Origin of the sequence: Frigoribacterium sp. MEB024 (assembly GCF_000878135.1) — a bacterium.
Taxonomy (GTDB): Bacteria; Actinomycetota; Actinomycetes; order Actinomycetales; family Microbacteriaceae; genus Frigoribacterium.
The window spans coordinates 1-25,022 of record NZ_JXQZ01000012.1 but is presented as its reverse complement, the minus strand read 5'-3'; the positions used below and the strand labels follow the sequence as shown (position 1 = coordinate 25,022).

The 25,022-nt window shown below is 71.3% G+C and carries 28 protein-coding genes and 1 tRNA gene; 16 read left to right on the top strand and 13 right to left on the bottom strand.

Translation table 11 applies throughout. The features are described from left to right. Position 1: 1 nt before the first annotated feature. Complete coding sequence (locus tag SZ60_RS02960) at positions 2-547, bottom strand: nitroreductase family protein (protein ID WP_043593534.1); 546 nt, start codon at positions 545-547, stop codon at positions 2-4. Further along, the gene (msrB, locus tag SZ60_RS02955; protein WP_043593533.1) at positions 547-948 is read right to left on the bottom strand and encodes a peptide-methionine (R)-S-oxide reductase MsrB; all 402 of its coding nucleotides are present in this window, start codon (positions 946-948) and stop codon (positions 547-549) included. The genes SZ60_RS02960 and msrB overlap by 1 nt, the downstream gene beginning before the upstream one ends. A 91-nt stretch (positions 949-1,039) precedes the next feature. Between msrB and SZ60_RS02950 the strand changes: the two genes are divergently transcribed. From SZ60_RS02950 to groL, 5 genes are all read left to right on the top strand, one after another. Then, the gene (locus SZ60_RS02950; RefSeq protein WP_043593531.1) at positions 1,040-2,014 is read left to right on the top strand and encodes a DUF2332 domain-containing protein; all 975 of its coding nucleotides are present in this window, start codon (positions 1,040-1,042) and stop codon (positions 2,012-2,014) included. Between the two features lie 142 nt (positions 2,015-2,156). Then, complete coding sequence (locus tag SZ60_RS02945; protein ID WP_043593530.1) at positions 2,157-2,444, top strand: DUF3263 domain-containing protein; 288 nt, start codon at positions 2,157-2,159, stop codon at positions 2,442-2,444. 17 nt (positions 2,445-2,461) lie between these two features. Then, positions 2,462-3,034, top strand: coding sequence for a LytR C-terminal domain-containing protein (locus tag SZ60_RS02940; RefSeq protein WP_043593528.1), 573 nt, complete (start codon positions 2,462-2,464; stop codon positions 3,032-3,034). A gap of 317 nt (positions 3,035-3,351) precedes the next feature. Beyond that, positions 3,352-3,555: a cold-shock protein gene (locus SZ60_RS02935; RefSeq protein WP_043593527.1), complete on the top strand. Its 204-nt coding sequence runs from the start codon at positions 3,352-3,354 to the stop codon at positions 3,553-3,555. Between the two features lie 198 nt (positions 3,556-3,753). Beyond that, positions 3,754-5,373 carry a chaperonin GroEL gene (gene groL, locus SZ60_RS02930; RefSeq protein ID WP_043593524.1) on the top strand — a complete coding sequence of 540 codons (1,620 nt, stop codon included), beginning with the start codon at positions 3,754-3,756 and terminating at the stop codon, positions 5,371-5,373. A 298-nt stretch (positions 5,374-5,671) separates the two neighbouring features. Here groL and SZ60_RS02925 read toward each other — a convergent pair whose 3' ends face one another. From SZ60_RS02925 to SZ60_RS02900, 6 genes are all read right to left on the bottom strand, one after another. Beyond that, positions 5,672-7,432: a cell wall metabolism sensor histidine kinase WalK gene (locus SZ60_RS02925; RefSeq protein ID WP_043593523.1), complete on the bottom strand. Its 1,761-nt coding sequence runs from the start codon at positions 7,430-7,432 to the stop codon at positions 5,672-5,674. Positions 7,433-7,548: 116 nt separating this feature from the next. Beyond that, the gene (locus SZ60_RS02920) at positions 7,549-8,241 is read right to left on the bottom strand and encodes a response regulator transcription factor (protein WP_043593521.1); all 693 of its coding nucleotides are present in this window, start codon (positions 8,239-8,241) and stop codon (positions 7,549-7,551) included. 106 nt (positions 8,242-8,347) lie between these two features. Continuing rightward, the gene (locus tag SZ60_RS02915) at positions 8,348-8,911 is read right to left on the bottom strand and encodes a hypothetical protein (protein WP_043593520.1); all 564 of its coding nucleotides are present in this window, start codon (positions 8,909-8,911) and stop codon (positions 8,348-8,350) included. Further along, the gene (locus SZ60_RS02910) at positions 8,908-10,542 is read right to left on the bottom strand and encodes a DNA repair helicase XPB (RefSeq protein WP_043593519.1); all 1,635 of its coding nucleotides are present in this window, start codon (positions 10,540-10,542) and stop codon (positions 8,908-8,910) included. Before SZ60_RS02910 ends, SZ60_RS02915 begins: the two co-directional genes overlap by 4 nt. A 99-nt stretch (positions 10,543-10,641) precedes the next feature. Further along, a complete protein-coding gene (locus SZ60_RS02905; protein WP_043593518.1) occupies positions 10,642-12,501 on the bottom strand; it encodes a helicase-associated domain-containing protein in 1,860 nt (619 codons plus the stop codon). A 39-nt stretch (positions 12,502-12,540) separates the two neighbouring features. Continuing rightward, positions 12,541-12,819 (bottom strand): hypothetical protein, encoded by a 279-nt coding sequence (locus SZ60_RS02900; protein WP_043593517.1) that lies wholly within the window; start codon positions 12,817-12,819, stop codon positions 12,541-12,543. 91 nt (positions 12,820-12,910) lie between these two features. Here SZ60_RS02900 and SZ60_RS02895 point away from each other — a divergent pair, with 91 nt between their 5' ends. After that, a complete protein-coding gene (locus SZ60_RS02895; protein WP_043593516.1) occupies positions 12,911-13,288 on the top strand; it encodes a cold-shock protein in 378 nt (125 codons plus the stop codon). Continuing rightward, positions 13,281-13,904, top strand: coding sequence for a DUF3027 domain-containing protein (locus tag SZ60_RS02890; RefSeq protein WP_043593515.1), 624 nt, complete (start codon positions 13,281-13,283; stop codon positions 13,902-13,904). The genes SZ60_RS02895 and SZ60_RS02890 overlap by 8 nt, the downstream gene beginning before the upstream one ends. 96 nt (positions 13,905-14,000) lie before the next feature. Here the strand turns inward: SZ60_RS02890 and serC are convergent, their stop codons facing one another. Then, positions 14,001-15,113, bottom strand: a complete 1,113-nt coding sequence (serC, locus tag SZ60_RS02885; RefSeq protein WP_043593513.1) for a phosphoserine transaminase — start codon at positions 15,111-15,113, stop codon at positions 14,001-14,003. An 88-nt stretch (positions 15,114-15,201) separates the two neighbouring features. Between serC and SZ60_RS02880 the strand changes: the two genes are divergently transcribed. The 4 genes from SZ60_RS02880 (at position 15,202) to SZ60_RS02865 (ending at position 18,081) form a co-directional block, all read left to right on the top strand. Beyond that, positions 15,202-15,894: a metal-dependent transcriptional regulator gene (locus SZ60_RS02880; RefSeq protein ID WP_043593511.1), complete on the top strand. Its 693-nt coding sequence runs from the start codon at positions 15,202-15,204 to the stop codon at positions 15,892-15,894. Positions 15,895-16,230: 336 nt separating this feature from the next. Further along, positions 16,231-17,061, top strand: a complete 831-nt coding sequence (locus SZ60_RS02875; protein WP_197073485.1) for a C40 family peptidase — start codon at positions 16,231-16,233, stop codon at positions 17,059-17,061. Positions 17,062-17,365: 304 nt separating this feature from the next. Next, positions 17,366-17,860 (top strand): HNH endonuclease, encoded by a 495-nt coding sequence (locus SZ60_RS02870; RefSeq protein ID WP_043593510.1) that lies wholly within the window; start codon positions 17,366-17,368, stop codon positions 17,858-17,860. Between the two features lie 149 nt (positions 17,861-18,009). Beyond that, a tRNA-Arg gene (locus SZ60_RS02865) sits at positions 18,010-18,081 on the top strand. Positions 18,082-18,352: 271 nt separating this feature from the next. Here SZ60_RS02865 and SZ60_RS17045 read toward each other — a convergent pair. Further along, the gene (locus SZ60_RS17045; protein WP_156155457.1) at positions 18,353-18,529 is read right to left on the bottom strand and encodes a hypothetical protein; all 177 of its coding nucleotides are present in this window, start codon (positions 18,527-18,529) and stop codon (positions 18,353-18,355) included. A 148-nt stretch (positions 18,530-18,677) separates the two neighbouring features. Here SZ60_RS17045 and SZ60_RS02860 point away from each other — a divergent pair, with 148 nt between their 5' ends. The 3 genes from SZ60_RS02860 (at position 18,678) to SZ60_RS02850 (ending at position 21,433) form a co-directional block, all read left to right on the top strand. Next, on the top strand, positions 18,678-19,484 hold the full coding sequence (locus tag SZ60_RS02860) for a phosphatase PAP2 family protein (protein ID WP_043593508.1): 807 nt from the start codon (positions 18,678-18,680) through the stop codon (positions 19,482-19,484). Positions 19,485-19,595: 111 nt separating this feature from the next. After that, positions 19,596-20,822, top strand: a complete 1,227-nt coding sequence (locus SZ60_RS02855) for a sensor histidine kinase (RefSeq protein WP_043593507.1) — start codon at positions 19,596-19,598, stop codon at positions 20,820-20,822. Then, complete coding sequence (locus SZ60_RS02850) at positions 20,819-21,433, top strand: response regulator transcription factor (protein ID WP_043593506.1); 615 nt, start codon at positions 20,819-20,821, stop codon at positions 21,431-21,433. Before SZ60_RS02855 ends, SZ60_RS02850 begins: the two co-directional genes overlap by 4 nt. A gap of 15 nt (positions 21,434-21,448) precedes the next feature. On the opposite strand, the gene SZ60_RS02845 is transcribed toward SZ60_RS02850, so the two are convergent. Both SZ60_RS02845 and SZ60_RS02840 read right to left on the bottom strand, forming a co-directional pair. Further along, positions 21,449-21,994 (bottom strand): heme-binding protein, encoded by a 546-nt coding sequence (locus SZ60_RS02845; protein ID WP_043593551.1) that lies wholly within the window; start codon positions 21,992-21,994, stop codon positions 21,449-21,451. 207 nt (positions 21,995-22,201) lie between these two features. Then, on the bottom strand, positions 22,202-22,564 hold the full coding sequence (locus SZ60_RS02840) for a VOC family protein (protein WP_043593504.1): 363 nt from the start codon (positions 22,562-22,564) through the stop codon (positions 22,202-22,204). A gap of 72 nt (positions 22,565-22,636) precedes the next feature. Here SZ60_RS02840 and SZ60_RS02835 point away from each other — a divergent pair, with 72 nt between their 5' ends. Then, the gene (locus SZ60_RS02835; RefSeq protein ID WP_043593503.1) at positions 22,637-23,077 is read left to right on the top strand and encodes a MarR family winged helix-turn-helix transcriptional regulator; all 441 of its coding nucleotides are present in this window, start codon (positions 22,637-22,639) and stop codon (positions 23,075-23,077) included. Positions 23,078-23,132: 55 nt separating this feature from the next. On the opposite strand, the gene SZ60_RS02830 is transcribed toward SZ60_RS02835, so the two are convergent. Continuing rightward, positions 23,133-24,155: a LacI family DNA-binding transcriptional regulator gene (locus SZ60_RS02830; RefSeq protein WP_043593549.1), complete on the bottom strand. Its 1,023-nt coding sequence runs from the start codon at positions 24,153-24,155 to the stop codon at positions 23,133-23,135. 272 nt (positions 24,156-24,427) lie between these two features. Between SZ60_RS02830 and SZ60_RS02825 the strand changes: the two genes are divergently transcribed. Further along, on the top strand, positions 24,428-25,022 hold a 595-nt coding region (locus SZ60_RS02825; RefSeq protein ID WP_043593501.1), incomplete at its 3' end, for a carbohydrate ABC transporter permease.

Sequence of the window (25,022 nt, the reverse complement as noted above, 5' to 3'; positions counted from 1 at the left end):
ACTAGGGCGTGCTGACGAACTGCTCGGGGTCGAGCAGTTTCCGCGGCTTCGCGTCGTCACCGTCGCGCCCGCCCACGTAGAGCCAACCCAGCAACTGCTCGCCGTCGCGCAGGCCGTGCGCCGTCGCCACCTCGGGGGCCCGGGTCAGGACGCCGGTCCGCCAGAACACGCCCCACCCCTCGTCGTCGAGCACGAGCGACAGCAGGTGCGCCACGCCCGAGGCGACCGATTCTTGTTCCCAGTAGGGGACCTTGCGGCTCTCGCGCGGCGAGACGACCACCGCGACGATCAGCGGTGCCCGCAGCGCCTTCTGCGTCAGCTTGTCGCGAGCGTGACCCTCGGCCCCACCCGCGTCGGCCAGCGACCGGCCCACGACGAGTCGGTCGTCACCCCGGAACTCGATCAGCCGCCACGGGCGCAACTCGGAGTGGTCCGCCACCGTCGCCGCCGACCGCACGGCGTCGAGCAGCTGCTCGTGCGTCGGGGCGACGTCGGTGACCTTGGACCGTGACCGTCGACGCCGGGCGGCGTCGGCGACGGCGCTCACTACTCGGCGGCCTTGAAGTCGAGCGAGATGCTGTTCATGCAGTAACGGTCACCGGTCGGCGTGCCGAAACCGTCGGGGAACACGTGGCCGAGGTGCGAGCCGCAGTTCGCGCACCGGACCTCGGTGCGGGTCATGCCGAGCGAGTTGTCCTCGATCAGCTGCACCGCGTCCGGGTTCACCGACTCGTAGAAGCTCGGCCAGCCGCAGCCGCTGTCGAACTTGGTGCCGCTCTTGAACAGTTCGGCGCTGCACGCCGCACAGGCGTAGACGCCGGCACGGCTCTCGTCGAGCAGTTCACCGGTCCAGGGACGCTCGGTGGCGGCCTCCCGCAGGACGGAGTACTGCTCGGCGTCGAGCTCTTCGCGCCACTGCTCGTCGGTCTTCTCGATCTTGTACGCCACGATGATCTCCTTGCTTGTCGGGACTCCTCATTCAACACGGTCGACCGGTGCACGATTCCCCGGCCCCCACCGGGCTGTCAGACTCCTGGTCGTGAGCACCTCCGACCGCTTCCTGGCCGCGGCCCTCGCCTTCGACCGTGAGGGGTCGCCGTCGCAGGCCGAGCTCGCGCGGGGCATCGCGGGCGATCCGACGGCGCTCGCCGTCGTCGAGCGAGCCGAGGAGGCGCGGCGCCAGCCCGTCCTCGTCCTCGCGGTCTGCCGGTGGCTGGGTGCGCCGCACGGGTCGTGGTCGGCGCTGAGGCCCTGGCTGCTCGCCCGCTCCGACGACGTCGTGGCCGAGCTCGGCAGGCGACTCACCCAGACCAACGACGTGCGCCGCTGCGCGCCGCTGTCGATCGCCCTGGCCCGCGTGCCGGGCCCGATCGCCCTGATCGAGGTCGGCGCCTCGGCCGGGCTCTGCCTCGGTGTCGACCGCTACGGCTACCGCTCGGGCGACCGGGCCTGGGGTGACGCGTCGAGCACGGTGCAGCTCGGGATCGACGTGGTCGTCGAGGGCGCGACCCGGTCTCGGCCGGAGCTGCCGACGGGACGGCTGCCCGAGGTCGTCTGGCGGGCGGGGATCGACCTCGACCCGGTCGACGTCCGCGACCCCGAGCAGGTGGCCTGGCTCGAGACCCTGCTGCCGCCCGAGCGCGGTGATCGACGGGACCTGCTGCGGCGGGCCGTCGCGCTCGCCCGCACCGCGCCTCCTCGGCTCGTCGCGGCGGACGCCGTCGACGGTCTCGCCGCCCTCGTGGACGAGGCCCCGACGGACGCCACGCCGGTCGTGGTCTCGACGGGCACGCTCGTCTACCTGCCGGGGCGGCGGCGCCAGGCCTTCGTCGACGAGGTCGGCCGGCTGGGTGCACGGTGGATCTCGTACGAGCGCCGCGACCTGCTGACGGACGTGGTCGCCGAGGTGCCGCCGGGGGTGTCCGCCGACGACGCGTTCGCGGCCCTCGCCCTCGACGGCCGGGTGCTGGGCGTGGGGGACGCCCACGGCACGCGGCTGCACCTCACGGCCTGACCGCGGGTCGACGGGTCACGGCACGAGGCGACCGGCGGCGCCTCGGGCGGCTGGACGCGTTGTCGGACCACGCCCCCGGCCTCCGCGATCGGTCGGGGCGCCGCCCATAGGATGACCCGGAACCCAGGGGAGGGCCGCCACGATGGACGAGAACGCGACAGGTGACGACGTGCGCTCGAGCGTGCTGTCCGAACGTGACCGCGCCGTCCTGGACTTCGAACAGCGTGCCCCCGCCTCGGCCGGTGCCCGGGAGGCCGCGATCCGTCGGGAGTTCGGCCTCGGGGTCGTCCGTTACCAGCAGTTGCTCAACTCGCTCATAGACCGACCCGCTGCACTGGCCTACGCACCCATGCTCGTCGGCCGCCTGCAGCGCCTGCGAGTCGCCCGCCACGACGCCCGATCGACCCGTTCGTTCGGTCCGACCCGCTGATCCACGAGAGACCACGCATGCCGAAATTCGACCGAGACCGGTTCGACGACGTCCCCGCCGACCTCGACCGCGTCGGGGCCCACCGGGCCGAGAAGCGCCCCGGCAGCGGCTGGATCGGCTTCGCCTGGGCGGCCCTCGCCGTCGGCGTGCTGGTCGGTGCCGGCGTCGTGTACCTCGGGGTCGCGAACAACAGCTTCCAGTTCGTCAACCCGTCGGCGTCCGGCACCACCGAGGCCCAGGCGCCCGACACCGAGACGGCGACCCTTTCGGCCACGCCGACGGTGGCCCCGCTGACGGACCCCTCGCAGGTCGACCCCGCGGTCACCACGATCACCGTGCTGAACGGCACGGCCACCGCCGGGCTCGCCGGTTCGGCCTCCGAGCGGCTCGAGACCGCCGGCTGGGTCGTCGGCACGCAGGGCAACGCCAGCGAGCGCGTCGCGACCTCCACCGTCTACTACTCGGCGGCCGACGACGAGGCCGCGGCGCTCGGGCTCGCCCAGCAGCTCGGCATCACCGACGTCGAGGCGAGCGAGGCCTTCCCGGGTGCCGCCGTCACGATCGTCCTCGGGGCCGACTACAGCTCCTGACGCCGCCGTGCGACGCCCTCGCGGCGTCGCCCGATCCGAGGAGGCGCGGGTCCCGTCGGGCCGTCACCGCGCCTCCCGTGTTACGCCCGCGTTTAATTACCGGTGAAATCCTCGTTTTCTGCGGGTGTTTCTCGTTCGAGGTGTGTCCTTCCGCTTTTCCCGTGGCTAGCATCTGGAATTGGTCGCCTCCCACGGCTCGCCGACCTGGTGTTCTGCACGAGTGACGCTGTCCCGTCCGGGGTCGCAGATGACTGCGTCGACGACCCGGCTCTGCAGCACCGCACGCGCCGTACCACCACAGCAAGGGGAGCGACACCATGGCAAACGGGACCGTGAAATGGTTCAACGCGGAGAAGGGCTTCGGCTTCATCACCGTCGAGGGAGACGGCCAGGACGTCTTCGTGCACTACTCGGCCATCGACATGAGCGGGTACAAGGTCCTCGAAGAGGGCCAGGCCGTCGTGTTCGAGGTCGGCACGGGCGACAAGGGGCCGCAGGCGGAGTCCGTCCGGCTCGCCTGACGCCCACCGGTGCGCCTCGACGCACCGACGCCTCGCCGCACGCCGTCACGGTCCGCCGTGGCGGCGTGCTCGTGCGTCCGGGCCCCGCCACGTCACTTGCACTCTCATCGGGCGAGTGCCAGAATCGTTGCTGGCACTCGCGACACGTGAGTGCCAATGCTTCTGCTTCATGACGTCCGGGAGGGACGAAAAACACACATGGCTAAGATCATTGCTTTTGACGAAGAGGCCCGTCGTGGCCTCGAGCGTGGCCTGAACATCCTGGCCGACGCGGTGAAGGTCACGCTCGGCCCGCGTGGTCGCAACGTCGTGCTCGAGAAGAAGTGGGGCGCCCCCACCATCACGAACGACGGCGTCTCCATCGCCAAAGAGATCGAGCTCGACGACCCCTTCGAGAAGATCGGTGCCGAGCTCGTCAAAGAGGTCGCGAAGAAGACTGACGACGTCGCCGGCGACGGCACGACCACCGCGACGGTGCTGGCCCAGGCCCTCGTCCGCGAAGGTCTGCGCAACGTCGCGGCCGGTGCCGACCCCATCTCGCTGAAGCGCGGCATCGAGAAGGCCGCCCAGGCCGTCTCCGACCAGCTGCTGGCCGACGCGAAGGACATCGAGACCAAAGAGCAGATCGCTGCCACGGCCTCGATCTCGGCCGCCGACCCCACCATCGGTGCGCTCATCGCCGAAGCGATCGACAAGGTCGGCAAAGAGGGCGTCGTCACCGTCGAGGAGAGCAACACCTTCGGCACCGAGCTCGAGCTCACCGAGGGCATGCGCTTCGACAAGGGCTACCTGTCGCAGTACTTCGTCACCGACCCCGAGCGCCAGGAAGCCGTCTTCGAAGACGCCTACGTGCTCATCGTCAACTCGAAGATCTCGAACATCAAAGACCTGCTGCCGATCGTCGACAAGGTCATCCAGTCGGGCAAGCAGCTGCTCATCATCGCGGAAGACGTCGACGGCGAGGCCCTGGCCACGCTCGTCGTGAACAAGATCCGTGGCATCTTCAAGTCGGTCGCCGTCAAGGCCCCCGGCTTCGGCGACCGTCGCAAGGCGCAGCTGCAGGACATCGCGATCCTCACCGGTGGTCAGGTCATCGCCGAAGAGGTCGGTCTCAAGCTCGAGAACGCCACGCTCGACCTGCTCGGTCGTGCCCGCAAGGTCATCATCACCAAGGACGAGACGACCATCGTCGAGGGTGCTGGTGACGACGAGCAGATCGCCGGCCGCGTCCGTCAGATCCGCAGCGAGATCGAGGCGACCGACAGCGACTACGACCGCGAGAAGCTCCAGGAGCGCCTCGCGAAGCTCGCCGGTGGCGTCGCCGTCATCAAGGCGGGTGCCGCGACCGAGGTCGAGCTGAAAGAGCGCAAGCACCGCATCGAGGACGCCGTGCGCAACGCGAAGGCCGCCGTCGAAGAGGGCATCGTCGCCGGTGGTGGCGTCGCCCTCATCCAGGCCGGCAAGACCGCGCTGGCGAACCTGCAGCTCGAGGGCGACGAGGCGACGGGTGCGAACATCGTCCGTGTCGCGATCGACGCTCCTCTGAAGCAGATCGCCTTCAACGCCGGCATGGAGCCCGGCGTCGTGGCCGACAAGGTCCGCGGGCTCGACATCGGTTGGGGCCTCAACGCCGCGACCGGCGAGTACGTCGACATGCTGGCCGCCGGCATCATCGACCCCGCCAAGGTCACGCGTTCGGCTCTGCAGAACGCCGCGTCGATCGCCGGTCTGTTCCTCACGACCGAGGCCGTCGTCGCCGACAAGCCCGAGAAGAACCCGGCCCCGGCCGGCGACCCCTCGGGTGGCATGGACTTCTAGTCCGCAGCCGCGCGGCTCACACCGCGCACACGCTCAAGGGCGGTTCCCCTCCGGGGAGCCGCCCTTCGGCGTTTCCGGGGGGAGGGACGTGAGCCGCGGTTCGGCCGGGCTTCGGCACCGGCTCCGGACGACGCTAGAAGTGCACACGACACCACGTTGTGGACACGGCGCCACGAGAAGACGTGGTGCGGTGTCCACTTCCTGGCGTCGTGGGCTGGTAGCACGGGGCACGGGGCACGGGGCACGGGGCACGGGGCGCGGGGCGCGCGGCGTCCGGCGCGGGCCGGGGTCGGTCGGGCTACGCGGTCGCGACGGAGGGCTCGGCCGGGGTGAGAGCGTCGGCGGGCATCAGCGGGAGGGCGACCCGGAACGTGGCTCCACCCCCGGGGGTGTCGTCGACGTCCACCGAGCCGCCGTGGGCCGCGACGATGCCGGACACGATGGCCAGGCCGAGGCCGCTGCCGCCCGTGTCGCGGGTACGCGACGAGTCGGCCCGCCAGAAGCGCTGGAAGATCTTCTCGCGGATCTGCGGTGGGATGCCTTCGCCGTGGTCGACGATGGCGACGGTGGCGACACCACGCCCGGGGTCGGACTGCACCACGAGCTCGATCGGGCTGTCCGCCTCGGTGAACCGCATGGCGTTGCCCATCAGGTTGGTGATCACCTGGCGGATCTTGTTCTCTTCGCCGTGCACGATGGCCGGGGCCTCGAACCTCTGCACTTCGCCCTGGAGCTGGGCGGCGGTGGCCGTGTCGCCGTTGCGGACGGCGCGAGCCCTCAGGCTGCGGAGGCGGGCGAGGGTCGCGCCCGCGAACGAGATCGCACCCGTCGAACCGGGCGCGGCATCCGTGGGTGAGGTGCCTGCGGTCGGGGTGCTCGCGGCCGGTGGTGCGGCCTCGGGGGAGCGTCCGTCGGCAGGTGTCTCGTCGCCGTCGGTCAGGGCCGGCACCGAGGCGAGGACGGGCTCGAGCACGATGACGTCGATGTCTCGATCCGGGTTCGACGCCATGGTGTCGAGGGCCGAATCGCGGGCCAGCTGCACGAGGTCGACGGGACCGAGCTCGAGCGGTTTGGACTCGTCGAGACGGGCGAGGGCGAGGAGGTCCTGCACCAGCACGCCCATGCGGATGGCCTCCTTCTCGATGCGGTCCATGGCCTGGGCGACGTCCTCGGGCTTGGTCAGCGCACCCATGCGGTACAGCTCGGCGTAGCCGCGGAGGGAGACGAGCGGCGTCCGGAGTTCGTGGCTCGCGTCGCCGACGAAGCGGCGCATCTGGTCGATCGTCCTGGCGCGGTCGTCGAAGGCGCTGTCGATCCGGTTGAGCATCGTGTTGAGGGACCGGTTGAGTCGTCCGACCTCGGTGTTCGGCGTCGTCGAGTCGAGTCGTTGGGTGAAGTCGCCGTCGGCGAAGCGGGCCGCGGTCGCCTCGACGTCGCGCAGCGGCGCGAAGGTCGACGTGACGAGCAGGCGGGTGAGGGCGGCGCCGAGCACGACGACCGAGAGGCCGAACCCCAGGAAGATGCCGCCGAAGCGCCCGATCGTCGCATTTGTGCCCGCCAGGTTGGTGCCGGCGACGATGACGGCGGGCACGGTCGTCACGCTGCCCTGGGCGTCGGTCGAGCGCAGGGCGGCCGCGTGGGCGAAGAGGCGCCACTCGTTGTCGCGGCTCGAGTTGTACCGGTTGAAGGCCTCGTCGAGGGGAGCGCCGGCGACGCCGACGCCGGTGAGGTCGGGGGCGTCGGTGGCACTCGACAGCTGCGAACGGGTGTCGCAGATCAGGTCGCCCTCGTCGTCGAGGATCGCGACGTAGCTGCTGGTGAGGCCCGCGAAGTTCACGGTGCACGACCGGGAGTCCGCCTGGTCGAACGAGGCGCTGGTGAAGTTGGTCGCCGAGTTGCGCAGGGACGTGTCGACCTGTCCCATCAGATAGGTGCTCAGGACGGTCATCGTGCCGAGGCCGGCCACGACGAGGCCGAGGGTGACCAGGGTCACCGTGATGCCGGTGATCTTGGTGCGGATGGAGATCTCGTTCCACCACTGCGAGAGGCGAGCGTGCATGAGGACAGACGCTAGCGGAACCGGCTGGGCACACCCCGCCCGTCGGAGCACGGACGACGACGCCCGACCGCTCGGGGCGGTCGGGCGTCGTCGTGTTCACGCACCAGGGCTGGTGGTCAGGCCTTGGTGGCCTTGAGCATGTAGCCGAAGCCCCGCTTGGTCTGGATGATGGGCTCGGTCGAGAACTGGTCGAGCTTGCGACGCAGGTACGAGATGTAGCTCTCGACGATGCCGGCGTCGCCGTTGAAGTCGTACTCCCACACGTGGTCGAGGATCTGGGCCTTCGAGAGCACGCGGTTCGGGTTGAGCATGAGGTAACGGAGCAGCTTGAACTCGGTGGGGCTGAGCTCGATGGCCGTCTCGCCGATGGTGACCTCGTGGGTGTCCTGGTCCATCGTCAGCTCGCCGGCACGGATGATGGCGTCTTCGTCCTCGTTCATCGTGCGGCGCAGGATCGCCTTGATGCGCGCGACGATCTCGTCGAGGCTGAACGGCTTGGTGACGTAGTCGTCGCCGCCGACCGTGAGGCCGGTGATCTTGTCCTCGGTGTCGTCCTTCGCCGTGAGGAAGAGGATCGGCGAGGTGTAACCCGACGAGCGGAGGCGCTTGGTGACGCCGAACCCGTTCATGTCGGGCAGCATCACGTCGAGGATGATCAGGTCGGGTTCTTCTTCGAGGACCGCCGAGATCGCCTGCGCACCGTTGCCGACCGCACGGACGGCGAAGCCCGCGAACCGCAGGCTGGTGGTCAACAGGTCGCGGATGTTCGGTTCGTCGTCGACGATCAGGATCTTGGGGCCGTCACTCATGCGCCCAAGTATCTGCGCGCCTCCTCGGTGTTTCCTGTGAGGCGGAGGAGCGTCACCCGCACGTGGGCGGAGCGGCAGCCCTCAGGCGGCCGAGACGGCAGGTCGCTCAGGCGTCCGGGCCGGACCACTCGACGTTGGGTACCAGGGCGACGCGCGTGGTGAGCTCGAGCAGCTCGTCGGGCACGGCCAGGGTGAAGTCCACGCCCTCACGCCGCTCGAGCACCGCCGTGTAGCCCGAGGCCCGTGTGATCTGCCAGCCCGGGAACTCCTCGACGGAGGCGGCGACGACCTGGGCCTCGGAGGCGTCGTCGGTCGCGCCGATCGCGGTGAGTCCGGCGAACAGGTGGTCCTTGACGGGCGACCCGGCGAGCAGGTCGCTGCGTTCGATCACCTCGGGGTCGGGGCTCCAGGTCACGATGCTGAGGGTCGCCCCCGCGTGGAGTCCGCCCTGCACCTCGTAGGTGCGGGCGACCGACACGACGACCGACGGGTTCCACTCGGCGAACCGGGCGACCTGCCCGCGGAACTCCATGGCGTCGTGGTCGAGGGAGGCGACCAGGGGTCCGAAGGTCGCGAACGGGGCCTGGTCGGCGGCGAACACCCGGCGGAGGCTGTCGCGCCAGAGGTCGTCGTCGCCCAGGGGCAGGTCGGCGCCCTGCTCGTCGGTCACGCGGCGACCACCGGCGAGTCGAGGATCGTGTAGCTGTAGCCCTGCTCGGCCAGGAAGCGCTGGCGGTTCTGCGCGAAGTCCTGGTCGACCGTGTCGCGGCTGACGAGCGTGTAGAACGAGGCCGGCAGGCCCGACTTCTTCGGCCGCAGCAGACGACCGAGACGCTGCGCCTCTTCTTGCCGCGACCCGTACGAGCCGCTGACCTGGATCGCCACGGTCGCCTCGGGCAGGTCGACCGAGAAGTTGGCCACCTTCGAGACGACGAGCACCTTGAGGTCGCCGTCGCGGAAGCGCTGGTAGAGGCGCTCGCGTTCGTCGACGGGCGTGCTGCCGGTCAGCGTGGGGGCGTCGAGCACCGCGGCGAGCTCGTCGAGCTGGTCGAGGTACTGGCCGATGACGAGGATCTGCTCGCCGTCGTGACGGGCCACGAGGTGCTTGACCACGTCGAGCTTGGCCGGGGCCGTCGCGGCCAGCCGGTAGCGCTCGTCGTCGGGGGACGCCGCGTACTCGAGCCGCGCTTCCTGGGGGAGGTCCACCCGCACCTCGTAGCACGATGCCGGCGAGATGAAGCCCTGGGCCTCGATCTCTTTCCACGGGGCGTCGAAGCGCTTGGGGCCGATCAGGCTGAAGACGTCGCTCTCGCGACCGTCCTCGCGCACGAGTGTCGCGGTGAGGCCCAGGCGGCGACGAGCCTGCAGTTCGGCGGTCAGCTTGAAGACCGGCGCGGGCAGGAGGTGCACCTCGTCGTAGACGACCAGGCCCCAGTCGAGCGCGTCGAGCAGCGAGAGGTGCGTGTACTTGCCCCCGCGGCGGGCCGTGAGGATCTGGTAGGTGGCGATGGTGACCGGCTTGACCTCTTTCACCGAGCCGGAGTACTCGCCGATCTCGTCCTCGGTCAGCGACGTGCGCTTGAGCAGTTCGTCTCGCCACTGTCGGGCCGAGACGGTGTTCGTCACGAGGATCAGCGTGGTGGTGCCGGCGGCCGCCATGGCCCCGGCGCCCACGAGGGTCTTGCCGGCACCGCAGGGGAGCACGACGACGCCCGAGCCGCCCTCGAAGAAGTTGTCGATCGCCTTCTGCTGGTAGCCGCGCAGGTGCCAGTCGCTCTCGTCGAGGTCGATGGCGTGCGGGGTGCCGGGCGTGTAGCCGGCGTGGTCCTCGGCGGGCCAGCCGAGTTTGACGAGCTGCTGCTTCACCTCGCCACGGGCCCAGGGCAGGAGCTCCCACAGGTCGTCCGCCCGCTTGACGCCGAGCAGCTCGCCGATCTTCTTGGCCCGGGTCACCTCGCTCAGCACCGAGCTGTCGGTGCCGCGCAGCAGCAACTGGTCGCCGTCGCGCTCGATGACGATGCGGCCGTAGCGCGCGACGGTCTCGGCGATGTCGACGCTGACGCTCTGCGGCACCGGGAACTTGCTGTACTTCTCGAGCGTGCCGAGCATGTCGTCGGCGCTGTGCCCGGCCGCCCGTGCGTTCCACAACCCGAGTCGGGTGATGCGGTAGGTGTGCACGTGCTCGGGGGCGCGCTCGAGCTCGGCGAAGACGCTGAGGTCGTGCCGCGCGTCCTCCGCCTGCTCGTGCGCGACCTCGAGCAGGACGGTGCGATCGCTCTGCACGATCAGGGGTCCGGTCATGAGGGACGAGTCTAGGCGCGCCTCCTGCCGCCTCTCACAGCCGGGGCGGGGCCGCCGACGGACGAGGAGGCGCGGGGCGGCCGGCGAGGGCCACCCGCCTCAGTCGCGACTCGCGACCGCCACCACGTTCTTGAGCGGCAGCGTGCGCTCGACGTCCGACTTCTTGTCGCGCCCGCGGACGCGTCCGCCGCCGATGCCGGTGGGTTCCATGTCGAGCGTGGTCGTGCTGCCGTCGGGCATCGCGACGGTCACGGTGACCGTCAGTCGGCCCTTCACGGCGGCGTCGAGCTGGCGGGCGATCCAGGCACGGTCGGTCGACTCGTCACCGGAGCCGGGGTCGGTGTGCAGGCGCTGGACGAGTTCGCGCAACGGGTCGCGCGTCTCGACCGGGGTCGGCCGCCGGGGTCGACGGCGGGACGGCGGAGCGACCTCGGCGCCGCCCTCGTCGACGACGACGACGGGGTAGCGCTCGTCGCTCAACGACCAGAAGACGGTGTCGCGCTCGAACCGGCTCGCGACGGTCGTCGCGTCGACCCGCGTGAGGGCGAGGGGGGAGAGCGACTGGTCGACCTCGAGCGTGTCGAGGCTCGCACGGTCGTCGGCGACCACGAGCGACAGCGCGTCGCCCGGCACGCCCTCGGGTGCGCTGCCCGGCGCGATCGCTCGGACGCGGTAACGCCCGTGCCGTTCGGCGCTCTGCTGGATCAGGTAGTCGAGCGGCTGGGGGATGCCCGTCGACGAGATGCCGCCGAGGAACTCGCGCAGCGTCTCGGCCGTCTCGCCCTCGCTCAGGGCACGTTGCAGTCCGCCCTCGGTGATGCGGTAGGTGGCCGCCAGGCCCGCACTCTCGACGGCCGCGATGACGCGGAGTCGGGAGTCGATGGCCGGCGACAGGGGCCCGGGCGCCACGACGCTGAGGTCGTGCTGCAGGTAGACCTGCTCGACCGCGTCCGGCAGCAGGGCGGCCACCCGGGCGCGGGCCGCGGCGGGACCCTCGCGGAACAGGGCGACGGCCGCCGAGGTGGGCGTGTCGTCCGAGGTCAGGCCCAGCACCTCGGCGCTGCGCGAGAAGGCGGCGATGCGATCGGTGATCCAGCTGCCCCCGGCCGGGTAGGACCAGTCGGAGAACTCGCGCAGCGGCAGCCCCCACGAGGTGTCGACGCGTTGCTCGAGCACCGTGAGGATCTCGGCCGGCAGCGAGCCCAGCCAGGCCCGCGTCAGCGTCTGCCACCGGTCGGGCCAGGAGGCGCGGAGCCAGTCGGTCGCGTCGGCGGCCACGACCCAGCCGTCCGGGCTCGGTGCGGCCAAGCCGGCCCGCACGGCGATGGCGAGCACGGTCGCCACGTCGTCGACGTCGATGCGGGCGGCCTCGGCGAGCCGCCTCGTCTCGGGCAGCGCCAGGCCGCCCTTCGCGAGCTCTCGGGCCGGCGACTGCTCGAGGGCTCGGAGGATCTCGGCCACCTCGATGACCACGGCGTACAGCCGCTCGGCCGAGCGCGCGTCGGCGTCGTCGCGAGCCTGGTCGAGGACGGTCTCGAGCACCACCGGGGGTCGCGCGGAGGTCAGGACGTCGAGGGCCAGGGCGGGGTCGTCGTCGAGGCGCTCGGCCACGGCGTCGAGGGTCGCGACGGAGTCGCCGCGGCGGACGACGAGGAACGCCTCGTCGACGCGGTCGAGCGCCGCGGACACCGTGTCGCGGTCGACCTCGAAGGCGGCGTCGATGCGGTCGTGGACCGCGTCCACGTCGCCCGGCACGCGGAGGACCTGCAGCACGATCAGGGCGACGCGGTCGAGGTGGGCCAGTGCGTCCCGCACGCTGGCCGGCTCGAGCAGGACGTCCGCCAGGTCGAAGGCGTCGTGGACGCTCGACGCCCGGACCTGCCGCCGCGCGAGTCGGCGCAGCAGGTCGTCGTCGCCGATGGCGCGCAGGACGCCCGCGAGGTCGAGTGCACTAGCCATGGTCGAGGCCTCCAGCCGTCGTGCAGCCCGGGTCTGCGGTTACCGTCTGGTGCCCCGTGAGTCGCGGCTGCGACGCACGGCGCTCGCCACCACGAATGCGAGGAGCATCGCGAAGGCGATCGGGAGCCCGATGAGGGGCAGGATCGTGAGAGCGGGCCAGACGCCCGCGGTGAAGTCGGTGACACCCGTCGCCACGCCGACGAACCTCGTGAAGAACGCGAGGACCGAGACGACGACGACGGCGAGGATCATGAAGAGGAGGACGCGCTCTGTACGATTGACGGCAGAGGGCGCACTCGTCTCGATCTTCTTGGCCACGGGTCAACGATAGTGCGGTGCGGCCCTACCCGGCGATCTAAGCTGGGGCGACCCACCCCCAGGGTCACCCGTCTTCACGAGAGGTCCAGTCATGCCCACCGGCAAGGTCAAGTTCTACGACGACGAGAAGGGCTTCGGCTTCATCAGCAGCGATGACGGCCAAGAGGTCTTCCTCCACGCGTCGGCCCTGCCCGCCGGCACCGTGGGTGTCAAGGCGGGAACCCGCCTCGAGTACGGCATCGCCGACGGCAAGCGCGGCGCGCAGGCCCTGTCGGTCCGCGTGCTCGAAGCCGCCCCGAGCCTCGCCAAGATGAACCGACGCTCCGCCGACGACATGGCCGTCATCGTCGAGGACCTGGTCAAGGTGCTCGACAAGGCCGGCGGCGACCTGCGCCACGGCCGCTACCCGCAGAACGGCGCCCGCATCGCCGTGCTGCTGCGCACCGTCGCGGACTCGTTCGATGCCTGAGGCCGCCTCGCGCACGCCCTGGTCCGAGCTCGCCCGCCGGGCCCTGACCGAGATCACGCCCGACGAGACCATCGGCGCCGAGGCCGACCCGGTCGACGACGAGCCCGGCGTCACCTCGGTGCGCTTCGCCACCCTCCTTCCCGGGTACCCGGGCTGGCACTGGACGGTCAGCGTCGCCCACCTCGACGGTGAGGAGCCTTCGGTGCTCGAGGCCGAGCTGATGCCCGGCGACGGCGCCCTGCTCGCCCCGGACTGGGTGCCGTGGGCCGACCGTCTCGCCGAGATGAAGGCCCAGGAGGCGAACGACGGCGACGAGGACGACGACGAGTCCGAGGACGACGACGAGGACTCGGACGACGAGGACGAGGACGAGTCCGACGACGAGCACGGGTCGATCGTGCACGGCGGCGACGTGGACGGGGTCGACATCGACGACCTCGTCGACGCCTCCGACGACTCCGACGACTCCGACGACTCCGACGCTGACGGTGACGCCACGTCGGTGGACGCACCCGTCGTCCCCGCCGCGCACCCCGAGGCCGACCTCGACGACGAGTCGCACGACGACGACTGGGACGGCGAGGACGAGGACCCGCTGAGCAGGCGACGCAAGTAGTCCCTCGAACCCGACCCGCGCCTCCTGCGCCCGGGTCGGATCACGACGAAGGCCCCGACACGATCGAGTCGGGGCCTTCGTCGTGCGGGCGATCGGTCAGAGGGCGTCGACGACGAACTCGATCGACCGGATCAGCTGGCGGACGTCGTCGGGCTCGATGGCCGTGAAGGTCGCGACGCGCAACTGGTTGCGACCGAGCTTGCGATAGGGCTCGGTGTCGACGATGCCGTTGGCGCGGAGCACCTTGGCGATGGCGGCCGCGTCGATCGACTCGGCGAAGTCGATGGTCGCGACGACCTGCGAGCGGTGCGACGGGTCGACGACGAACGGGGTGGCGTACTCGGATGCGGTGGCCCAGTCGTACAGCGCCGACGACGACTCGCGCGTGCGGGCGTCGGCCCAGGCGAGGCCGCCGTTCTCGAGCATCCAGCGGGTCTGGTCCTCGAGCAGCAGCAGGGTCGTCAGGGCGGGCGTGTTGAGCGTCTGGTCGAGCCGCGAGTTGTCGACGGCGTTCTTGAGGCTCAGGAACTCGGGGACGTACCGGCCGCCGGCGGCGATCCGCTCGACGCGCTCGATCGCCGCGGGGGAGAAGAGCGCGAACCAGAGGCCGCCGTCGCTCGCGAAGTTCTTCTGCGGGGCGAAGTAGTAGACGTCGGCCTGCGAGGCGTCGAAGTCGATGCCGCCCGCCGCGCTCGTCGCGTCGACGACGGTGAGGGCGCCGGGGTCGCCGGCGACCCGGGTGACCGGCGCCATGACGCCGGTCGAGGTCTCGTTGTGCGGCCAGGCGTAGACGTCGACGCCCTCGAGCACCTCGACCTCGGCCAGCGAGCCGCCCTCGGCGGTGATCACGTGGGGGGCCTCGAGCCAGGGGGCCGCGTTCGCCTTGGCGAACTTCGAACCGAACTCGCCGAAGGAGAGGTTCTCGGCACGCTTCTCGACGAGGCCGAACGCCGCGGCGTCCCAGAAGGCGGTCGAGCCGCCGTTGCCCAGCACGACCTCGTAGCCGTCGGGGAGGCGGAACAGCTCGCCCAGCTCGGCGCGGACGCGGCCGACCAGGTCCTTCACGGGCGCCTGGCGGTGCGAGGTGCCGAGGATCGTCGCCCCGGCGGTGACGAGGTGCTCGAGCTGGGCGGCCCGCACCTTCGAGGGGCCGCAGCCGAAGCGGCCGTCGGTGGGCAAGAGGTCAGTGGGAATCCGGATGTCCGCCATGCGCTCGATCCTACTGACGCGGCGCGGTGCCCAGCGTGCAGCCGGTAGGCTTGCGGGGTAGTCCACGTGTTCCACCGGGAGGCCCCTGTTGACCGATCTCGTCGACACCACAGAGATGTACCTGCGCACGATCCTCGACCTCGAAGAAGAGAACATCGTGCCGCTGCGTGCGCGCATCTCCGAGCGTCTCGGCCACTCCGGTCCGACCGTGTCGCAGACCATCGCCCGCATGGAACGCGACGGTCTAGTCGTCGTCTCCGGCGACCGCCACCTCGAGCTCACGCACGACGGGCGGGCCAAGGCGACGCACGTCATGCGCAAGCACCGCCTCGCCGAGCGCCTGCTCGCCGACGTCATCGGCCTCGACTGGGCGTACGTCCACGACGAGGCCTGCCGGTGGGAGCACGTCATGAGCGAGCAGGTCGAACGACGCCTGCTCGACATGCTCGACCACCCGACCGAGTCGCCCTACGGCAACCCCATCCCCGGGCTCGACGAGCTCGGCGACTCTCCCGCGGGGCGCTTCCTCGACGGCGTGGTCAACCTCGTGGCCGTGCTCGCCGAGCACCCCGAGGGCGTCACCCGTCCGATCCGTCGCCTGGCCGAGCCCGTCCAGTTCGAGCCCGAGCTGTTGCAACAGCTGCAGGGCGCGGGCGTGCTGCCCGGGGGCATCGCGACACTCCGCTCCGCGGGGTCGTACGTGTTCGTCAAGGTCGAGGGCCACGACGAGGGCCTCGAGTTGCCGACCGAGGTCGCGCAGCACATCTACGTCGGGCTCTGACCCGACCACCCGGCTCCGACCGGCCCGACGGGCCACGCGGGATTCTTGCGTCCGTGCGCCGCGCCTCCTGCGTTCTGCGCCGGATCACGCAGTCGTTTACCGATTCGTTACAAATATCCCTCTCGAGGATGATCTCGCAGGGGTCGCTGGGCTACAGTCGCTGAGTCCCCAGGCTGCTGAACCGGCCGCCGGACCCGTGGCAGGACGTCTCTCACGCCCGTCTCCTGCCGTGTGTCGTCGCGATACGAACGAACGGACGGGACAGCTTCCCGAAAGCTGTCGAGACGCAGGAGACCCACCCTCTTGACCCTCCCCGGCTCAGACCACACCCCCGACGTGCGCCCGAACCGCACCGTCGCCACCCGCACCCCCGCCGATCTGCCGACCCTCTCGTCGTTGCGTCGAGCCCAGGCCGCCGCGCCCGTGACCCGCTCGGGCCGACCTTCGGTCAAGCGCAGCGTGGTCTCGGTGACCGTGATGACCCTGACCGCCGGCCTGATCGGCACGATGGCCCTGCCGGCGTTCGCGTCGAACCCGGCGGCGACCAACGGCCCGAGCGTCGGCGCCGCGTCGACGACCACGTCGACCAGTCACGCGCAGAGCGTCGCGGTCGGCGACGACGTCGCCCTCGCCGACGCCACCCGGGACGGGTACACGGCGACGTCGCAGGCCGACCTCAACGCGGCGGCACTGGCCACCCAGCGCGAGGCCGAGCGTGCCGCCCTGGCCGCGAGCTACGCCAGCTACACGGGCCCGACGGCTGCCCAGAACGTGGCCGCCGCGACGAGCTCGGCGACGGGTACGGTCGCGACGCCCGGAGCGTTCAGCCTGAGTGCCGTCTACGCGACGGCCTTGCAGTACGTCGGCACGCCCTACGTCTTCGGTGGAGCGACCCCGGCCGGCTTCGACTGCTCGGGCTTCGTCATGTACGTCTACTCGCAGTACGGCATCTCTCTGCCGCACTCGGTCACGCGCCAGGGTGCCATGGGCACGCCGATCTCGGCCGCCGAGGCGCAGCCCGGCGACGTCGTGATCTTCAACGACGGGTCGCACGACGGGTTCTACGCCGGCAACGGCATGATCCTCGACGCGCCGAAACCCGGTGGGTCGGTCAGCGTGCGACCGCTGTGGACCTCCGCGGTGCACTACGTGCGCTACGGGGCGTAGGCGACCCGCGCCTCCTGCGCCTGAACACCCTGTGAAGAGCCGCCCTGCCCCTTGGCAGAGCGGCTCTTCGGGGCTTAGCCTGGCGATCTCGGAGTTCCGCTGAGACCAGGAGCGTCAGATGCCTCGTTCGACCGCCACCCGCACCATGGGTGCGCTGTCGCACGAGCACATACGACACCCCGCCATGTGACAGAGCACCGTCCCCGTGACGGTGCTTTTTTCGTATCGGCGGGCCTGCTGGGCCTGCGCCACCCCGAGAGATCGAATCCCTGGAAGCCGTCCAGGGTGCTTCGAAAGGGAAAGCATGCGCACTCTCGTCCTGAACGCCGGTTACGAGCCCCTCGCCGTGGTCTCCGACCGGCGGGCCCTCGTCCTCGTCATGAGCCAGAAGGCGACCGTCGTCGCCGCCGATGCGGAGCACCCCGTGCTCGGGGCGGTGACGTCGTGGGACCGCCCGTCGGTCATCGTTCTGACGCGGTACGTACGCATCCCGCACACCCGTCAGATCCCCGTCTCGAGGCGCGGCGTCATGCGGCGTGACTCGCACCGGTGCGCCTACTGCGGGCGGGCCGCGACGACGATCGACCACGTGCAGCCGCGGTCGCGAGGTGGGGCGGACAGCTGGGAGAACCTCGTCGCGTGCTGCCTCCGGTGCAACAACCTCAAGAGCGACCGCACCCCGCACGAGATGGGCTGGGTGCTGCTCTTCACGCCGAAGCCGCCGCACGGGGTCGGCTGGGTCGTGCGCGGCATGGAGCGGACGCAGGCGGACTGGGACGAGTACCTCGCGGCCGCGTGAGGCTGCCGCCCTCCGCTGGCCGCTCGTCCGCCTGCCGATGAACCCGGTTTCGAACGATGCACCCGGTTGCTTCCGGGTGCATCGTTCGAAACCGGGTTCATGGTGGGCCGGACAGCAGGAGGCGCGGCTTCGGTAGACTCGGACGGTCAGCCTCTGTAGCTCAATGGAAGAGCAGTTCCGTCCTAAGGAAAGGGTTGGGGGTTCGAGTCCCTCCAGGGGCACTCCTCGCTTGCGCTCGTCGAGCCCCTTGCGGGCCTCGAACCCGCGCGGCCCGACGGCGCTGGCGCGCCGTCCCCTCCAGGGGCACTCCTCGCTGGCGCTCGTCGCACCCCTTCCGGGACTCGAACCCCCGCGGCCCGACAGCGCTGGCGCGCCGTCCCCTTCAGGGGCACCTGACGTCGCTTCGCGACGATGCCCCTGGATGGACTCGAACCCCCGGGGCCCCGCGGTGCGCGCGCCCGTCCGGGGGCATTCCTCGCGCGTGCCGATCGGCTACGCGGGCAGCTCGGGCAGGGCCAGGAGTGCGATGCCGAGTGCGGCCGCCACCGCCCCCAGCGCAGTGATCGCCACGCCCGGCAGGGGGCTGCCGCCGTCCCGTTGACGGACGATCAGGACTCCGCCGACGATGCCGACGAGCCCGAGGACGAGGAGGGTGATCGAGAACACCATGAGGAGCCTTCCGGTTGATGGGAACGGTGCTGACGCCGCCGAGCCTGCGTGGGGGAGTCGCTGGCGCCCGCCACCATGCCCATGCGCTCAGGCGGCCGGGGACAACGCTACCTGGAGGCCCGGATCGCCGAGGGGCCAGGGTGGGGTCATGCCGACCGCCGCTGAGACCGCCCGCACGACCCGCTACGACCGGCAGATCGGCCGTCGCGACCTCACCGAGTGGCGCTCGAGGCCGGGCCGGCGCCTCGCGTCGCGACACAAGGCCGTCGCGCAGAAGGTCGGCGCCCGTCGCGCCCTGGTCGCGACGCTCGCCGTCGGCGGAGGCATCGCCCTCGCGGCGACCGCCGGGGCGGCCTACATCTACGACGGTGTCACGGGTCGGGACGGCATCGAGAGCCTCGACCGACCGGCGCTCGAGCGCGCAAAGAGGCTCCGGAGCCCGGCGACGAACGGCGCGGCCGCCGCCATCGCCCACGTCTTCGGCCCCGTCGTCCTGCCTGCCGTCACCGTCGGAGCCGCCGCCGCCTTCGGCTTCCGGGACCGCCACCCCAGCCCCGTCGTCCTCGTCGTGGCGGCCGGGGCGGGGTCGCTCGCCATGACGGTCGTCGGCAAGAGGCTCATCAAGCGCAACCGGCCCGACCGGCACGAGGCCATCCCGCCGTTCGAGAAGTCCCCGTCGTTCCCGTCGGGCCACACCCTGAACACGACCACGATCCTCGGGGTGCTCGCCTACCTCCTGGCTCTCCGGCAGGAGAAGCAGGCGCCGCAGGTCGCCCTCGTCGGGGCCGCGGCCGGCACCGCCGGCGTCGTGGGGCTGTCCCGCGTGTTGCTCGGGGCCCACTGGTTCACCGACGTGGCCGTCGGCTGGGTCAGCGGCATCGGCTGGCTCTCGCTGATCGTCACGAGCCACCGCCTCTACCTCAGCACCCAGGACGACGACCACGTCCACGAGTGACGCGGCGACAGACGGCTCGTCACCAGGGCGACGTCGATGCGCGGCATCCACGAGAACGTCACATGTCGCATTCACAGCGCCCTCTCATCCCACGGCGTCGATGCTGTCCGGATGACGAACCGTCCCATCCTGCGTCAACCCCCGACGGCGGTTCGGGACGGGCGGGCAGAGTCCACGCCCCACCCGGCGGGCGACATGGTCGCCCGGACGAGACGTCGCCTCGAGAGACGCCCGATCGTGCCGGCCGCGGCGGCGTTCTCCGTTACCACCGCCGTCGGCACGGTCCGCTACCACGACCGTCACGCCGCCGATGCGGACCACCTCGTCGTCGTGGTCCTGGGGGCGCTCCTGGCCGTCACGGCGGCGGCGCTCACCCTGACCCCCGCGCGGAAGCCGTGCCCGCCACCGGCCCTGGCCGGCCTCGCGCTCGGCACGGTCGCTCTCGTCCTGCTCGCGCCCAGCACGGCCTGGAGCGTCGTCCCCCTGGTCGTCCTCCTCCAGGTGACGACTCCCGTCGTCGTCGCGACGATCTCCGGAGGCGCCGCGGTCTCGGCCGTCGTCGTGTCGGTACCGCGCCTGGCAGGCTCGCGCGACGACGTCGGGCTCGTGCTGGGCTGTGCGCTCGCAGGCCTCGTCTTCCTGCTCGCGGTGGCACTCGCCCGGTCCGCGCTCGACGCCCGTGCCCGCACGGTCCGCGAGCTGACGGCCGCGCGCGCCCTGGTCTCGGCGGCCGAGCGACGTGCCGACCGGCTCGAGGCCCGACGTCATCTCGCCGCCGAGCTGCACGACACGGTGGTGCAGTCCGTCGCTGGTGCCCTCTTCCTCGCCGACGCCGCCGAACGCACGGGCGAGGGGAGGCACGCGGAGGACGCGCGTCGGGCGCTCCGGGTCGCGGTCTCGGACACCCGGGCGCTCGTCCACGAACTCGAGTCGGGGTCGGGTCAGGAGGCGGCGGCCGGGTTCGAGGGCGAGCTCGCCGAGGCGGCCGCTCGGGTGGGGGCCACCTGCGAGGTGATCGGAGAGCCGCGAGCGCTTCCTGCCGCGTCGTCCCTCACGGTGCTGAGGGCGGCCCAGGGGGCACTCGGCAACGCCGAGCGACATACGAGGGCCACCTGCATCGCGCTCGAGCTCCGGTACGACGAGCACGGGGTCGTGCTGCGGGTCAGCGACGACGGAGTCGGCTTCGATCCCCACGCCATGCGACCCGGCGGGCCCGACGGTGGGCACGGGCTCTCGATCATGCGGCGACGCCTCGCGGCGGTGGGCGGTGCGCTCACGATCAGGTCCGATGCGCGCGGCACGGTCGTCGAGGTGGTCGTGCCGTGGGTGGAGTCGTGATCCGCGTCGTGATCGTCGACGACCACCCGGTCCTCCGGGCCGGAGTCGCGGCGGTCCTCGCGTCGTACGAGGACATCGACGTCGTCGGCACCACCGGCAGCCCCGTCTCGGTCACGCGGCTCGTCCAGGACGCCGCTCCCGACGTCGTGCTGCTCGACCTGGGTCTCGGTCAGCGCGACGGCGGGGAACTCATCCCCGACCTCGTCGGCTCCACGCGGGTCCTGGTCTTCACGGCCTCGGGCACCGATCTGGCGATTACGCGGGCCCTGGCCGCCGGTGCCACCGGATACCTGCTCAAGGACGCGTCGTCGGACGAGCTCGCGGCGGCCGTGCGGTCGGTCGCCGCCGGGATGGCGGTGTTCTCCCACGCCGTCGCCGGTCGGATGCTCGACCGGGTGCAGCGTCCCGACGAGACGCTGACGCCGCGCGAGGGGGAGGTGCTCGAACTCCTCGGCGCCGGACTGACGAACCGAGCCATCGCCGAACGGCTCTACCTCAGCGAGTCGACGGTCAAGACCCACCTGGTCCGCGTCTTCGCCAAGCTCGGCGTGGACGGCCGCGCCGCGGCGGTCGCGGAAGCGACCCGCCGCGGCGTCATCGAGCTCACCTGAGCGGGGCCTCGCGCCTCATTCGGCGATCGCGTCGAGCCCGGCCTGGGCGTACTCCTGGTCCTTGTCGCCCGAGGGGGCGCCGCCGACGCCGATGCCCCCGATCGAGGACTCGCCGGCCTTGACCGGGACGCCTCCTGCGAGGAAGAGGGTGCCGTCGAGGTCGCGCAGCCCGACACCGTCGCCGCTGGCCCGCTCGGCGAGCTCGGACGTGACGGCACCGAACGCGGCGGCCGTGTAGGCCTTCTCGCGAGAGGCGTCGAGGGTGTGGGCCGCGGCGTTCTCGCCCCGGACGAAGGCCTGGAGCTGGCCGTTCCGGTCGACGACCGAGACGCTGACGAAACCCGTTCCGTCCGCTTCGGCGGCGGCGAGAGCGGCGGACGCGGCCTTCATCGCCTCGGACGAGCTCAGCCTCTGCGCCTGGACGACGGAACCCTCGGTGACCGTCGAGGCGAGTCGGGCGGTCGTGGAGTCCGGGCTCGGCGAGGACGTCGAGGTGCAGCCGGCCGTGACGGCGACGGCGAGGGCGGCGAGGGTGACGAGAGTGGTGCGGGGGAGGCGCATGCGAGTTCCTTCGTGTTCGGTGCGGGGACGGTTCCAGCGTCTCGCGACCGCCCCTCCCGGCACATCGACCGTCCGGTCCGCGGATCGGGTCCGAACGGACGACCCGAACGGACGGCCCGTCCGACCGACCTGACCGGCCGACGTGACCTCCGAGGCGGCCGTGCGCCGCGCCTCCTCGTCCGGGGCCTCGGCCGGAGGCACCGGGCGTCACGCGCGGTCGTGCAGGGTGACCTGGTAGCCGTCGGGGTCGACGAAGGTGAAGGTGCGGCCGAAGGGGCCGTCGACCGGGGCGGTGGCGATCTCGACGCCGGCGGCGACCAGAGCGTCGTGGATGGCCTGGGCGTCGGGGGCGAGCAGCCAGAGGCCGACCCCGCGACCGAGCGGGGCCGCGTCGAGGTCGACGCCCGGCAGCGGGCCCCGAACGGCGAACGCGATCGGCGTCGTGGCGAAGACGACCGCGTGCGGCGGGCCGTCCTGACGGGTGAGGCCGAGGTGCTCTTCGTAGAACGCGGCCGAGCGCTCGACGTCGCGGACCTGGAGGGAGATGAAGTCGGGGCCGGTGGCGGTCATGGTGTGCCTGCTCTCGTGTCGAAGTTGAGTGTCAGTTGACTGACATGCATGAATGTATGTCAGACTACTGACATGAGTCAAGTCGGATCGGCGATCGACCTCGAGACCTCGGTGGGCTACCTGCTGAAGGAGGCCTCGAGCGCCCTGCGTGCCGCCATGGAGGCCGAGCTGCGTCCGCTCGGCATGACCATCACGCACTACTCGTGCCTCGAACTGCTGGCCCAGCGCCCCGGGCTGTCCAACTCCGAGCTCGCCCGAGGCGCCTTCGTCACGCGGCAGTCCATGAACGTGCTGCTGCAGTCGCTCGAGCGCGACGGGCTCGTGCGGCGGGCCGACCGGGCGCCGTCGGGGCGGGCGTTGCCCACGGAGTTGACGGCGGCGGGCCGCCGGCAACTGGCGACGGCGAGTGCCGCCGTGCGGGGCGTCGAGGACACGATGACGCAGGGCCTCGACCAGGAGGCGCGGCGTCAGGTGGTCACGGCGCTGCGGGCATTCGCGGCCGCGTTGCGCTGACGGACGTGGTCCGGGCTGGTCGAGTCGTGCCTCCCCGTGTGGCGCCGGGGGCCGGTCAGGCGCTCTCGCGCCACATGATCTCGGTCGGCAGCAAGAGGGCGGTGTGCGTCTCGTCGGTGCCGCCGAGCTGGTCGAGGACCTGGCGGGCGGCCCGCCGGCCCAACTCCTCGGCGGGCTGGCGCACGGTCGAGAGGGGTGGCGTGCAGCGCAGCGCCCACGAGCTGTCGTCGAATCCGACGATGCCGAGGTCGCCGGGTACCGAGATCCCGCGCCGGTGGAGGACGTCGAGGGCCCCGGCGGCGACGGCGTCCGACGCCGCGAAGACCCCGTCGACCCGAGGGTCCCGTTCGAGCAGCTCGGTCATGCCGTCGACGCCGGCCGAGTAGCTGTAGAAGGGGTTGCGCACCACGAGGTCCGGGTCGTAGAGGTCGCCGAGCGCGGCGCGGAAGCCGGCGAGGCGGTCTTCGCCCGAGTCGCGGTCGAGTCCCGAGGCGAGCATGCCCACCCGGGTGCGGCCCGTCGACACGAGTCGGCGCACGATCGCCTCGGCGGCGGCCTGGTTGTCGATGCCGATGAACGGGATGTCGGGAGCGTCGCTCGGGTGGCCGACGAACGAGGCCGCCAGCCCGAGCTCGGCGACGGCCTGCGAGATGGGGTCGCCGGTCCGGGCGGACAGGATGATGGCCCCGTCGACGAAGCCCCCGCGCAGGTACTCGACCACGCGGTCGCTGTCGCGCTGGGAGTCGATCATCAGCGTGACGAGTTGGTGGTCGGCCTGCGACAGGACGGCGTTGGTGCCGATCAGGATGTTGCCGATGTTCGGGTCGTCGAGCACGACCGAATGGGGCTCGTGGACGATCAGCGCGATCGCGCGCGACCGCTGGGTGACGAGGTTGCGCGCGGCCGCGTTGCGGACGTAACCCACCTTGGCCACGGCGGCCTCGACGGCCTCGCGCGCCTGGTGCGAGACGTAGGGCTCGTTGTTCAGCACGCGCGACACGGTGCCCCGCGAGATGCCGGCCTCGGCGGCCACGTCGTGGATCGTGGCACGCCGACGCGGAGATCTCGGACCGGGCATGTCGGTCACCCTAGCGGAGCCCGGGACGCTCGGGATCGTTCCCGGAGAGGTGACGGAGGGACGGCCGGTCGGGTAACCGTACGATCACGGTCGGCCCCTCCGCTTTGACAAACCGGCGGCCGTGGGCTTAGCTCTGTGAACGTTCCCAGAAAGTGCCACCCGATCCTTCGGGCCATCGTCTGGGAACGATCACAGAAACCCTGTGAACCTTCGCCGTCGAAGGGCCTCCGGCCGTTCGTGAAGGACACCCGCCGAAGAAGCCGAGGCCCCGTGTGACCCAGACTGCTGCCGAGCCCGCCGTCGTCGCCCCGCCGTCCCCGCGTCCGACGAAACCGCGGAAGCCGTTCCGGTACCGCAAGGCGATCGCGATCTTCATCGTCCCCTTCGCGGCGCTCTTCGCGGCGTTCTACCTGACGCCCATCCTCTACGCCGTCTTCCAGTCGCTGCAGAAGGTCGAACGGGAGGGCACCTTCGGCGCCCCGACGCAGGTCTTCGGCGGCCTCTCGCAGTACGCATTGGTCTTCCAGAACACCGAGTTCTGGTCGTCCATCGGCCGCGTGCTGCTCTTCGGCGTCGTCCAGGTCCCGGTGATGCTCCTGCTCGCGCTGCTCTTCGCCCTGCTGCTCGACTCGCCCCTGCTGCGCGGCAAGCGCTTCTTCCGTCTCGCGTTCTTCGCGCCCTACGCCGTGCCGGGCGTCATCGCGGCGATCATGTGGGGCTACCTCTACTCACCGAGCCTCTCGCCGTTCTCCGCCGTCACGTCGCGAGCGGGCCTCCTCGACGGCGGCACGGTGCTCTGGGCGGTGGCCAACGTCGTCACCTGGGTGTTCGTCGGCTACAACATGCTGATCATCTACTCGTCGCTCC